The sequence below is a fragment of the Spirosoma arboris genome (assembly GCF_009754945.1).
GTDB lineage: Bacteria > Bacteroidota > Bacteroidia > Cytophagales > Spirosomataceae > Spirosoma > Spirosoma arboris.
Genome location: NZ_WPIN01000017.1, coordinates 69,837 through 82,871, shown reverse-complemented (window position 1 = coordinate 82,871; position 13,035 = coordinate 69,837). Strand labels below are relative to the sequence as shown.

The following is a 13,035-nucleotide window of genomic DNA, read 5'->3' as shown; positions in this document are numbered from 1 at the left end:
AGTAGACTAAGAGAAAAGGAAACGCAAAATTGACCTATAATTGGGTTATATTCGTGGCTGGTAGGTTAACTGCCAGCCTTTCTTTTTCCCTATGCCTAATCTGAATACTACCGTAAATAAAACCCATACCTACGATGCCATAGTGATTGGCTCCGGCATTAGCGGAGGCTGGGCAGCTAAGGAGCTCTGCGAAAAAGGGCTCAAAACACTCGTGCTGGAGCGGGGTCGTTTGGTCAACCATATCGAGGATTATCCGACGATGAACCTCGACCATTGGGACTTTGCCCATCGGGAAACGCTTTCTCATGCCGATCAGCAAACCTATCATGTGCAGGAACGAAGTGGCTTTGTCAACGAGACCAACAAACATTTCTATAATAACGACCTCGACGCGCCGTATACCGAAGTAAAGCGCTTCGACTGGATACGGGGCAACCAGGTAGGAGGGCGTTCGTTGCTCTGGGGAAAGCAATGCTACCGCTGGAGTGACCTCGATTTTGAGGCCAATGCCAAAGATGGTATCGCCATCGACTGGCCAATTCGCTACAAAGACATTGAGCCTTGGTATACCTACGCCGAAAAATTTGTGGGTATCAGTGGTGAGAAATTGGGGCTTTCCCACTTGCCAGACGGCTATTTCCTGCCGCCAATGGAGCTGAATTGCCTGGAAAAGCATGTCCGCACCGAGCTTGAACGGAAGTTCAAAGGTCGTCATCTGACCATTGGTCGGGTGGCTCACCTGACCGAACCGAAGCCCTGGCATCTTGAGCTGGGCAGGGCGCAGTGTCAGAATCGGAATCGCTGCTCGCGGGGCTGCCCATATGGGGCTTACTTTAGCAGCAATGCCGCTACTTTGCCAGCTGCCAATAAGACGAATAACTTCACGATTCGACCTAATTCGGTCGTTCACTCCATCATTTACGACGAGCAGAAACAACGCGCAACGGGCGTTCGGGTTATCGATGCCGAGAGCAAGGAGATGGTTGAGTTTTATGCCAAAATAATTTTTTGTAATGCGTCGACGCTGGGCACTACAGCAATTCTACTCAATTCGACCTCGAAACGCTACCCAAATGGACTAGGTAATGATAGTGGTGAATTAGGCCATAATCTGATGGATCATCACTACCGGTTAGGAGCTATGGGTGGTTTTGATGGTTTTGCTGATCAGTATTATAAAGGGCGTCGGCCAAACGGCATTTTTATCCCCCGCTACCGTAATCTGGACGAGGCTTCCCATACCGACAAATTCATTCGTGGGTACGATTATCAGGGTGCTGCCGGGCGTGGGAACTGGGGTGGGGGCGTCAACCGTGAGGGTATCGGCGCCGATTTCAAAGACTCACTTTTCGAGCCAGGAGGTTGGGGAATGTCGCTGGTGGGCTTTGGAGAGTGCCTTCCTTACCACGACAATCACGCTAAACTCGATCAGAATAAGAAAGATAAATGGGGCTTGCCAATGCTTTCAATTGACGCTGAGTTTAAAGAAAACGAGATGAAGATGAGAGAGCAGATCAAGGCTGATGCGGTCGAAATGCTCGAAGCTGCCGGCCTGAAAAACGTAGCCTCATTTGACTATTCGGGTGGTATTGGTGCAGGCGTTCATGAAATGGGGACTGCTCGCATGGGCCGCGATCCCAAAACATCGGTACTCAATGGCAATAATCAGGTGCATAGTGTGCCAAATCTGTTTGTTACCGATGGTGCTTGTATGACATCTTCATCCTGCGTGAACCCATCCATTACCTACATGGCGCTTACCGCCCGTGCCGCCGACTTTGCCGTTGGCGAACTCAATCGGTTGAACATGTAGCTATTTAAAAGCTGTCTGGCTCCATAAGAACCAATTAGTCAAAATCTAATACTTTAGCCCTCAAAGAGATGCAACGCAGAGACGCACTCAAACATACTGCTCTATTTTTTGGATATGCCGTTTCCATATCCGCGCTTTCCGAAACATTTATGGCCTGTTCCAACCAGGCTACCCTTAGTTGGAAACCAGAATTCCTGACGAATAATCAGGCCAATACCGTTGCCGAAATTACGGAGACAATTCTCCCCAAGACCAAAACGCCGGGTGCTAAAGAGCTTGGCGTTCCACAGTTTGTGGACAAGATGCTGAAAGACCTGCTTTCAGAAGATGAACAGAAGGACTTTCTGGCTGGGCTGGATACATTTGATAAAGCCTGCGAAGAAGCAAACGGAAAAGCATTCGTCGATTGTACCCCCGAACAGCGCACCGAATTTCTGCTTAAGCAAGACCAGGAGGCTGCTAAATTACCTCCTTCGATTTGGGGAATTCGGCTGGCAGCTCCAGGACCAACCGCGTTTTTTCGTCGATTAAAAGAGTTGACCCTGTTGGGGTATTTCACTTCCGAAAAAGTAGGGAAAACCATTCTTGCTTATGATCCAGTTCCAGGCCGTTATATCGCCTGTATGCCACTCGCTGCGGGTGAAAAAGCCTGGAACGAGTAACGAGTTGAAATGACTAACCCATTCTGACATTTATGCTTATCAAACTTTCTTTTATTGGTTTGCTTGTATGTCTTGTTTTCACAGGTCTTCAGGCACAGGAACTCAATACCTTAACTTCTCAGGAAAAAAAAGACGGCTGGAAGCTTCTTTTTAATGGAAAAAATGTATCGGGCTGGCACTCGTATGGGACTAAAAACGTAGGGGTGGCCTGGCAAATTGATCAGGGGACGTTGCAATTAAATGTTCCCAATAAGACTGGCAATAAGTCCTCTAACGGGGGCGACCTGGTGACCGATGCGGTTTTTACGGGTGATTTTGAGTTTAAGATCGAGTGGAAAATTGATCGGTTTACCAATAGCGGGATTTTCTTCTTCGTTCAGGAAGAGCCTCAGTATAAAAATATCTTTGAGACAGGCTTAGAAGTGCAGGTTCTGGATGATGCCATTTACGAAGGAGCTGCCGAGAACAAACACCGGGCGGGCGATCTTTTTAGCGTTGCGAGTGCTCGTGTTCGGGACTTGCAGCCGGTTGGTGGTTGGAACAAAGTCCATTTTGCATTAAAGAAGAACAAGCTTACTGTCTCACTAAACGGCTCCTGTATTCAGGAACACGACATAACCAGTGCCGACTGGAAACAACGAATTGCTACCAGCAAACTGAAAGATGCCCCCATCAGCAAAGGCCGCTACTCGGGCCGTATAGGTCTGCAGGATTGGGGCAGCACAGTCTGGTTCCGAAATATCAAAATCCGCCAATTGTAGTTTAGTGGAATAGGTGAGGTGAGTGGAGTAGATATAGTACAAACAATATACCTATTACACTCACTTCACCTATTCCACTTAAAACCTACTCCAGTCGCACCCACATGGCTCCGGAGAGTGTATCGCCTGGGTTTAGGACAGCTAAGCCCTGCCCGTTATTGAACGAATCGACATTGGCCGTAAGTGGTTCAATCGCAATTCGATCGCGTCGGGTTGGCGTGTAGCATACTAAATAATTAAGCTTGCCTTCGCCGGTCTGTTGCCCTACAATCAGTCGAACGCCCGTAGCGAGTGATGTTAATACGGTTTCGGCAAATGATTCTGCCTCGGCTGGGCTACTCGTTGGTTCAATCAGAAAAGCTGTATCCAGTTGTTGATTGTGCAACTCAAGTGTGCCCGCCATTTCAGCAGGCAATTGCCCGTTCGGAATCATGTGATCATCGAGCGAAATCGGTATCCGGGTAGGTAACGTCAATAACATATTACCAATTGATTCTTCCGCTGCCTCAATGTCTTCGGTAAATCGGAAATATGGGTGCCAGCCGAATGCCGCCGGACAGCGTGTTATGCCCGTATTCCGAGCTTCGTAGCTGATCTTCAGAGCACACATATAATCTTCCTGAGGTCGACTCCCATGCGATAGCAGATTTGCCTGAACCAGCTCGTAGGTAACTGTTAGCGAAAACGGAAACGGGTAGCCGAATGTATCACCAGCGTAATCGTAGCGTACGACCAATCGGGCATGAGTGGATGTTGCTTCCTGGCTCACCACCGAAAACACGCGTCCATGTACAAAACCATGAATGGCGTTGTCGCGGTGAGTTTCATTCATTTTTAAGGCATAATCCTGTCCCTCGAAATGATAAATACCATGCCGAATACGGCTTGGAAATGGATAGAGTAGGGCACTGGCATAACTTTCATCCGCCATTAGTGCCTGGGGTGAATCGGGCCCCTGTATGAGTGCGAATACGTGGTGGCCTTTACGCAATACTAATCGGCGGAGAATGGCTCCAAACTCGGGAATAACAGTAATAAACTCGCCTGTTTCGGTATGTTCGAGCAGGTACTCAGTGAGTGGCGTAGCACCAGTTGGTAGTGGTCCGAAAGGCTGGGTAGTGATCTGAAATGGCATATAATACAGTTCGTAGGTCGGTACGTTAGTAATCTATTACGGCCAACGATTGTTTATTAAGCTTTATTAATGGACTTTTCTCGAAGAGTTTAGTAGCTACATTTCACCGTCAACGCCTAATCCAAACAAGGCAAAATCATAGCGAACCGGATCGGTTGGGTCGAATTGGCGGAGAGTTTCCGTTAGCTCCAGGGCGGTGCGCCAATCTGGTTGGGGTGGTACGGCATTCCGGCTGTTCAAAAGACCTAGCTGATGAGCTACCCGATTTACATGAACATCAATGGGCATCACTAACTGGTCTGGTCGTAGTTGTTTCCAGATGCCAAAATCAACACCCCGGTCGTCGCTTCGAACCATCCATCGCAGAAACATCAGTAGTCGTTTGCAGGCTGAGTTGCGGGCGGGGGTAGCAATGTGTTTGCGGGTGCGTTCAGGAAAGAAATCGGTGAGACTACAAAAACGATCGTGGAAAGCGATGAGGCCTTGTTCTACGGAGTTGCTGTTACTATTATCCACTAAAAAAGCCGTTTCCAGCGAATCGTTTTCCTGATAATAGTGTCGAAAAAAATGAAGGAAATACAACGCGTCTGTCGCGTTGAATGTGCGGTGCTTAAAGGCTAGAAAACGTTTTAGGTCGCTTTCCTGATGATTCCGAATGAAGTCATACGGTGTACTATCCATAAGCTCGACTAGTTCATTTGCTTTCTTCAAAATAACCGGACGCTGCCCCCAGGCAAGCACAGCCGCCCAGAATCCCATAAGTTCAATATCCTGTTTTTGACTAAACCGATGCGGGATACTGATAGGGTCGCGTTCAATAAATGAAGGCCGATTGTATTGATCGGCCTTCGCATCTAAAAAGTCTTTTAAAGAAGAATTCTTCGTATTTATTCGTAATTCGTCACTCATCATTTACTATTTCCTCCACTAACAACCCACGCTAATGCCCGCGAAACACCGGAGAACAAAGCTAACAAAGTAGACATCACAAACGTAAAAACAGCGATGAATGGATAAGCCAGCGTAAACATGATACTGAACGTCACGTAGCCTGGTGAGGCTTTCATCTGTTCGTCACGTTCTCGATGGCGTCGGGCAATGCGCTCCTCTTTTGTTTCTTTTTCCATAACTCAGTTGGCCTAACGGGCAATGTAACTTACTTCAGCTCGAAAACGCCGATCATCGGGCGAAAGTTTCGCGAAGGCCTGCGCCGACAGTTTAATCAAAATTTTGTCGTTAACCCCCGTGTTGGGTAGTCGACCAATGACTTTCACCCAAAGGCTTTGATTATTAAACTCGTTTCTGACTTGTACCAGCGTACCAATAGGAGCTGTACGGTGTAAAGCCAGGTATTTACCCGACCCGTCGGCACCGTCGATCATTTCGGCGACCCCACTGGCCGAAATACGCCGTCCACGCGTAGGCATAGGAGCATCGTTGCCTGGCCGTGGTGGCTCAACTTCAGCTTCAGCGGGTTTTGTATCGGCAGATTTCGGGTCGGTAGGGGCCGGCTTACTGGGGCTGGCTTCCCGCTCCGGATGACGCTCCACTTTCGATTCAGCAGGCGGAGTGGTCCGGGGTTCACTGTTCTTTGGTTCGGGCGAATTAGTTACTGGTTTAGCCGAAGTTTCTTTAGTAGGAGCATCAATTGGTTTCGAAGCAGGCGCTGGTGTTGAGGGCGTACGGGCCAGATAAGCTTTTTCTGAAACGATAAGTGCCTGGCCAATCAGTACGTGATTGCCTGATAGATTATTCCACTTTCGCAAATCAGACTGCAGCACGCTGTACCGACTGGCCAAACTATAGAGCGTTTGTCCTGGCTCGACTACGTGTATGCCAGACCTTGCCGGATCATCGGCTTTTTTCAGGTCCTTCTCCGGTTCCTTCTCGGCTTTTGCTACGGGCTTAGCCTCCACCGATTTCTCTTTTTCTTCGACTTTAGCTTCTCTTTTTTCTTCTTTTTCCTTTTTTCGAATCGCCTTGTCGATTACTTTTTCTTCTTTACGACTCAGTGCGCCATCGGGAATGGGAACCCTGACAAGCTGATCGTAACGAACGGCGTCTTTCATATCTGGATTGGCGGCCCTGATCTCGGCGACCGAACGCTTATAACGTCGGGCAATCGCATAGAGCGTTTGACCTTCATCGACGCGGTGCAGAATAAAACGTTTGCCGTCTTTTTTTTCAACGCCCACTGAATCTACGACTGATGTGTGAGCGAAAGCAGTTGGGTAGGCTTGACTACTATAGGTGGAAACAATGACACCCAGTACAAATAGGGCGTAACTGAAATGGAATTTTTTCATGGGTTAATCACCGAAATTCGACGAGGTGTCCAACTGTCAGCTATATAAACGGCGTTGTTTGTAAAAATAACGTAAAGTAATGCAGAAATAACTATCCTGACCTTCGGATTACTAGACTATTAGGAGTAGTCTTCTGCAAAGGTGGATTTACTGGTTTACAGGAACCAGAAACGAAGTAACCAGTCTGGAAGAAAAGCCCATGCCTGTCGGAGTCATTGGCAATATATTTGTGCTGTTAAAAAAGCTTAATTCTGAACTGCCCGAACAGAACCGGACGTTTGAAGTTAAACAGGAATAGTTTTTGTTTTAAGGCAGCTTACTTTGATTGCGCAGCCTGTACTACCAAACCACCCACGAACGCATGCAAAATTATTCGATACTCTGGGCCGACGATGAGATAGATCTTCTGAAACCCCACATTCTGTTTCTAAAAAATAAGGGATACGACGTTACGTCTGTCAATAGTGGTGCCGACGCGCTCGACCATGTTGAACAGACCAATTATGATGTTGTTTTTTTAGATGAAATGATGCCCGGTATGACGGGTCTGGAGACGCTCTCACAGATTAAGCAGATGCGCCCCAATTTGCCGGTGGTCATGATTACCAAGAGTGAAGAAGAGCACATTATGGAGGAGGCTATCGGCTCGAAAATCGCCGATTACCTGATCAAGCCGCTCAATCCCAATCAAATCCTGTTGTCGGTCAAGAAAATTCTGGATAACAAACGGCTCGTAACCGAACGAACCAACATCGGTTATCAGCAGGATTTTCGAAATATCTCCATGCAGTATAACGACCGCATGAATTTCGACGAATGGGCTGATGTGTATAAAAAGCTTATTTACTGGGAGTTAGAGCTCGATAATTCGCAGGACAGGAGTATGGTGGAAGTCATGAATATGCAGAAGAGCGAAGCTAATTCTGAGTTTTGCAAATTTGTGATTGACAACTACGAAGATTGGCTGAACGATCCCAAAATCAGCAGTCCAATCATGTCGCACCAATTGATGCGAAAGAAGGTCTTCCCACTGGTAGAACAAGGTGGAAATGGGAGCCCATTATTTTTTATCCTGATCGATAACCTGCGCTACGATCAATGGAAAGTCATTCAACCTCTTTTGGCTGAGTACTTTACCGTTGAAGAAGAATCGTCGTACTATTCTATTCTGCCGACAACTACCGGGTTTGCCCGTAACGCTATTTTCTCGGGGATGATGCCTAGTGAGATGGAGCGTAAACACCCTGATTTATGGGTTAATGACGATAGCGAAGATGAAGGATTGAATAACCACGAAGATGAATTTCTGCGTCGGCAACTCGATCAGAGCCGCCTGAATATCAAGACATCATATCACAAGATTCTGAATGTTAACCAAGGGAAATCGTTGGTCGATAACTTCAATAACCTGTTGCAGAATCAGTTAAATGTGGTTGTCTATAATTTCGTGGACATGCTTTCGCACGCTCGGACAGACATGGCCATGATTAAGGAACTTGCCCCCGATGAGTCGGCTTATCGCTCCATTACACGGTCGTGGTTCCTTCACTCGCCCTTGCTGGAGTTTGTGCAGAAGATTGCCGCTAAAGGTGGTCGGCTCATTATTACAACCGATCATGGTATGATTCGGGTGCAGAAACCGGCCAAAATTGTTGGCTACCGCGAAACGAACACGAATCTGCGTTACAAACAGGGTAAGAATCTCGGTTTCGACGATAATCACCTGTTTGTAGGCCGTAAGCCAGAGCGATTATTCCTGCCCAAACCGCACGTATCGACAGCCTATGTGTTTACGCTGGAAGACTATTTCTTCGCGTATCCTAACAACTATAACTATTACGTAAATCACTACCGAAATACCTTCCAGCACGGGGGCGTATCGTTGGAGGAGATGATTATCCCGTTTGCGTATCTGAAGGCGAAGTCGTAGTTTCCTTCACCCCCGGCCCCTCTCCTGTTTTGGGAGAGGGGTCGGGGGTGAGGGAAATGTAGGTCATCAGTAATTAGCAAAAATGTCTTCCATCATGTAGGCATGGGTGCCTAACCATTTGGCAGTTCCATTCAACTGAGTCAGTTCAATTGTCAAATCATTTCGGAAATCACTCAGGCAATATTTGCTGATGGCCTGTTCGATTGTATTGAGAATGAAAGCGGCTGCTTTGGTTAGCACACCATCGACAATAATGATTTCGGGGTTGAACAGACTAATGGCAACTGCGAGGCCTTTGCCTAATTGAAAGCCGGTTTCATGCAGTATATCGATGGCATACGAATCGCCTTTATGGGCTGCACTAATGATTTCGTCAATATCAATTTGTTCGACTTTATCGTAAAAGGCGGCCAGTTTTGAGACTTGCCCAGTTAGAATATCGCGCTGTACCCGTTTCACCAGGGCAGAAGCAGAGGTAACGGTATTCAGACAGCCAATCTTACCGCAATAACATAATTCGCCGTCTGGGTCAACCTGGACGTGTCCTAACTCACCCGCAAACCCACTGGCTCCCTGAAAAACTTCTCCATTGACAATAATTCCCAAGCCGACGCCCCAGTCTATATTAATTGCCAATACTTGTTTTTTGCCTTTCGCACCCCCAAATCGACTTTCGCCCAGTACCGTTGCTTTCGTATCATTGATGAGGTAAACGGGGTAGCCAACTTGCATTGAAAACCAGTCTGTTACTGATTCGCCCGTCTGACTTAGGTTCTTATACGTCAGATTTAGACCTCGTCGGGCATCAATTAAACCGGGCATTGATATGCCAACAGCAATAAGATCGGTGGGCGATAATCTGGAGTCAGTCAGTGCATCTGTAAAATAGCTGACCAGCGAAGTAAGAAAGGCTGGATTATCATTTAATCGAAGGTCATAGTCACCGCGAAAGATCACCTCGCGCTGCGTATTCATAAATAGAATCTTGGTGTCATGGGTACTGACATCCAATACGGCTACATAATTATGCTTTGTATTCAGACCGAATAGTACAGGCCTTCGCCCGTTGCTACCAGTGGCCATGCCAAGGGTTGTTACCCACTTACTATCTATGAGTTCTTCTACCAGATTAGTGACAGATGGTACACTGCTATGGAGTACTTTGGTCAAATGAGCTAATGTGCATGTCCCCTCAGTATATAGGTGTGCCAGGACCTTTCGCAGCTTTTGGTTCTTTTTGTAATCAACAACAGACTGATGACCAGGCCATTCTTCATCAAGTGTTACGCTAGGGTTCATTCGGTATAGATGGATGATCCAAAAGAGTAGAAAAGCGACTAATTAGTTGCTTTATTTCTCAAAGAAAATTCTTTAGCTGAATTACTTGGCAACTAATCAATTCTCCTTCGTATAGAGTACGCTGATTTCCCCAAAAAAATGACATAGCATAAACAGCGATAAGCCGTAAGAAGAAATTACCCTAGTGGGTCTCTCCTTACGGCTTATCGCTGTTTGTGTATCCTAAATAACTATTTCTTGGTCACTCGAATCGAAATCCGGCGGTTTTGCGCGCGGCCTTCTTCGGTGTCATTCGAAGCAACGGGATGTTCCTGACCGTACCCTTCGGCTTCAAGGCGATCTTTGGCAACACCCAGTTTTTCTAATTCAACCCGTACGGAATTGGCACGATCCTGCGACAGTTTGAGGTTGCTGGCGGCATTGCCCGTATTATCGGTATAGCCACCCAACTTAATAGTCACGGCTGGATGTGCTTTCAGAATTTCAGCAATGTTTTTCAACTGCTCCTGCGATTGAGGCTCCAACGTGGCACTACCTGTCTGGAATAATAACCGGTCGAAATCAAACCAGGTTGTTTTGTCAACAGGCTTGTCGCCTTTGATGAAAGCCAGCAGTTTACTTTCGATGCCAAATTCAGGAATGTTCAGTTCGACACCGCTCGTTAGTTTCTCGGGGCGGAACTTGCCAAGTCCTGTATTGGGTGTGCTCACGTCATTATTATCAGCCGCAGTTGATTCTTCCAATGGTACGCTTGTTCCAGCTGCTTCTTTGCCTTTAACATTATAGCCCGGCGTTTCGGCTGAAGGGACGGCAATGTAGGGCGCAATAACGAGCGAAACGATCGACATCAGTTTGATCAGAATGTTCATCGACGGACCTGATGTGTCTTTGAACGGGTCACCAACGGTATCGCCTGTAACCGATGCCTTGTGCGGCTCCGATTTTTTGTAATACATCTGGCCATTGATCAGCACACCTTTTTCAAACGATTTTTTCGCGTTGTCCCAGGCACCACCGGCATTGTTCATGAAAATACCCATCAACACACCTGAAACCGTAACACCGGCCAGCAAACCTCCCAATACTTCGGGACCAAAAATGAACCCTACAATAACGGGCACGCTCAACGCAATAGCACCAGGCAACACCATTTCCCGAATAGACGCCTGAGTCGAAATAGCCACACACTTTTCATATTCGGGCTTGCCCGTTCCTTCCATAATACCCGGAATTTCGCGGAACTGACGACGTACTTCTTCAACCATCGCCATCGCAGCACGACCTACGGCCGCAATGGCCAGCGAGGAGAAAATATAGGGAATCATACCGCCAACGAATAGACCCGCTAATACGTCGGCTTTGTAAATGTCGATGGCCGAAATACCGGAGATACCAACAAAGGCCGCGAACAAAGCGAGTGCAGTTAAAGCCGCAGAGGCAATAGCGAAACCCTTACCAGTAGCGGCAGTTGTGTTACCAACAGCATCCAGAATGTCGGTACGACCCCGAACTTCTTCGGGCAGATAGCTCATTTCGGCAATACCACCGGCATTATCGGCAATAGGTCCGAATGCATCAATCGCCAACTGCATAGCGGTAGTGGCCATCATACCAGCGGCAGAAATAGCCACTCCGTATAAACCGGCAAAGTGGTATGACGTATAAATACCAGCCGCCAGTACCAAAATAGGAATTACGGTCGATTCCATACCGACTGACAAACCGCCGATGATGTTGGTCGCTGCGCCCGTAGCCGATTGCCGGATAATCGACAGTACCGGACGACGACCCATAGCGGTATAATATTCTGTGACGGTGCTCATCAGAGCCCCCACAACAAGTCCTGTAACAATCGCGTAGAATACATCCATCCGGGTAAATTCGACACCCCGAATTTCCATTGTACCTGTGGGCAACATCGCATTAACCAGGAAATAGGAAGCGACCAGCGTAATGCCAATCGAGGCCCAGTTACCCAGGTTCAGCGCTCCCTGCACATTTCCGTTATCATCTTTAACCCGAACGAAGTACGTAGCGATGATCGAGAAAATCAGACCCAGACCAGCTATAACCATCGGCAATACAATGGGTGCGTGACCAATAATTGGGTCACCAGGAATAACAATTTCGCGACCCAGCACCATCGTTGCCAAGATTGTGGCTACGTACGAACCGAATAAGTCAGCACCCATACCAGCTACGTCACCCACGTTATCGCCCACGTTATCGGCGATGGTAGCGGGGTTACGTGGATCATCTTCAGGAATACCCGCTTCTACTTTACCAACCAGGTCAGCGCCTACGTCGGCAGCTTTCGTATAAATACCACCGCCTACGCGAGCAAAGAGTGCAATCGACTCTGCACCAAGCGAGAAACCTGCCAGTACTTCGAGGGCTTTCTCCATAGGCAGACCGTTTACGTCGCCTGAGGGCTCAACATATAATTTGTAGAGAACAATAAACAGGCTACCCAGACCCAGGACAGCAATACCGGCAACGCCGATACCCATTACAGAGCCGCCGGTGAAGGAAACCTCCAGAGCTTTGGTGAGGCTAGTGCGGGCTGCATGAGCCGTACGAACGTTGGCCTTGGTAGCGATATTCATACCGATGTATCCGGCCAGCGCCGACAGGAACGCACCAAGAATAAAGGAAAGCCCAATGATAGGGCTGGAATTTGGAACTAAGCTGCCCATGTAGGCCAGCAGAAGCGCTACTATAATGCCAAAATACGTCAGCACACGCCATTCAGCTTTAAGAAAAGCAATGGCCCCATCGGCAATGTAGCCAGCAATTTCCTGCATTCGGGCGTCGCCTGCTTCCTGCTTCGAAACCCACATAAACTTGGTAAACATCACCAGCAGGCCAACAATGCCAAGGATGGGCACCAGATAAACACTGTAATTCATAGAAATAGGTATAGGTTAAATAAGTGATTCTCGCAAAGATAGAATTTGCCGTTGCATAACGACCAATATGAAAGTAAATTGATTGACTTTTTTTGAGGTTTATTTCGGTTATTCTAGGAGATTTTCGATTAGGTCTCTATAAATCAAGGCTATACTTGGAAGTCGATCAGCGACTATGTAGCTTCAAAAGAAAATGTTGTAAATTGGCTGTTATTGAAAA

Annotated in this window: 10 protein-coding genes; 4 read left to right on the top strand and 6 right to left on the bottom strand. The window is 47.4% G+C overall.

Annotated features, from left to right (window positions below; all coding sequences use genetic code 11):
• The first annotated feature begins 91 nt into the window (after window positions 1-91).
• From GO755_RS31855 to GO755_RS31845, 3 genes are all read left to right on the top strand, one after another.
• The gene (locus GO755_RS31855) at window positions 92-1,813 is read left to right on the top strand and encodes a GMC oxidoreductase (RefSeq protein WP_157589484.1); all 1,722 of its coding nucleotides are present in this window, start codon (window positions 92-94) and stop codon (window positions 1,811-1,813) included.
• A gap of 68 nt (window positions 1,814-1,881) precedes the next feature.
• Window positions 1,882-2,475, top strand: a complete 594-nt coding sequence (locus tag GO755_RS31850) for a gluconate 2-dehydrogenase subunit 3 family protein (RefSeq protein WP_157589483.1) — start codon at window positions 1,882-1,884, stop codon at window positions 2,473-2,475.
• Window positions 2,476-2,507: 32 nt separating this feature from the next.
• Window positions 2,508-3,236 (top strand): 3-keto-disaccharide hydrolase, encoded by a 729-nt coding sequence (locus tag GO755_RS31845; protein ID WP_157589482.1) that lies wholly within the window; start codon window positions 2,508-2,510, stop codon window positions 3,234-3,236.
• 85 nt (window positions 3,237-3,321) lie between these two features.
• Here GO755_RS31845 and GO755_RS31840 read toward each other — a convergent pair whose 3' ends face one another.
• The 4 genes from GO755_RS31840 to GO755_RS31825 all read right to left on the bottom strand — a co-directional run bounded on the left by GO755_RS31840 (window position 3,322) and on the right by GO755_RS31825 (window position 6,677).
• Window positions 3,322-4,371, bottom strand: a complete 1,050-nt coding sequence (locus tag GO755_RS31840) for an aldose 1-epimerase (protein WP_157589481.1) — start codon at window positions 4,369-4,371, stop codon at window positions 3,322-3,324.
• A gap of 96 nt (window positions 4,372-4,467) precedes the next feature.
• Window positions 4,468-5,283, bottom strand: a complete 816-nt coding sequence (locus GO755_RS31835; RefSeq protein WP_157589480.1) for a TIGR02757 family protein — start codon at window positions 5,281-5,283, stop codon at window positions 4,468-4,470.
• Window positions 5,280-5,498: a hypothetical protein gene (locus tag GO755_RS31830; RefSeq protein ID WP_157589479.1), complete on the bottom strand. Its 219-nt coding sequence runs from the start codon at window positions 5,496-5,498 to the stop codon at window positions 5,280-5,282. The genes GO755_RS31835 and GO755_RS31830 overlap by 4 nt, the downstream gene beginning before the upstream one ends.
• Before the next feature lie 12 nt (window positions 5,499-5,510).
• On the bottom strand, window positions 5,511-6,677 hold the full coding sequence (locus GO755_RS31825) for a LysM peptidoglycan-binding domain-containing protein (RefSeq protein ID WP_157589478.1): 1,167 nt from the start codon (window positions 6,675-6,677) through the stop codon (window positions 5,511-5,513).
• Window positions 6,678-7,038: 361 nt separating this feature from the next.
• Between GO755_RS31825 and porX the strand changes: the two genes are divergently transcribed.
• A complete protein-coding gene (porX, locus tag GO755_RS31820; RefSeq protein WP_157589477.1) occupies window positions 7,039-8,607 on the top strand; it encodes a T9SS response regulator signal transducer PorX in 1,569 nt (522 codons plus the stop codon).
• Between the two features lie 66 nt (window positions 8,608-8,673).
• Here porX and GO755_RS31815 read toward each other — a convergent pair whose 3' ends face one another.
• Together GO755_RS31815 and GO755_RS31810 are read right to left on the bottom strand one after the other, a co-directional pair.
• Window positions 8,674-9,906 (bottom strand): ROK family transcriptional regulator, encoded by a 1,233-nt coding sequence (locus GO755_RS31815; protein WP_157589476.1) that lies wholly within the window; start codon window positions 9,904-9,906, stop codon window positions 8,674-8,676.
• Window positions 9,907-10,136: 230 nt separating this feature from the next.
• On the bottom strand, window positions 10,137-12,815 hold the full coding sequence (locus GO755_RS31810) for a sodium-translocating pyrophosphatase (RefSeq protein WP_157589475.1): 2,679 nt from the start codon (window positions 12,813-12,815) through the stop codon (window positions 10,137-10,139).
• Window positions 12,816-13,035 lie beyond the last annotated feature (220 nt).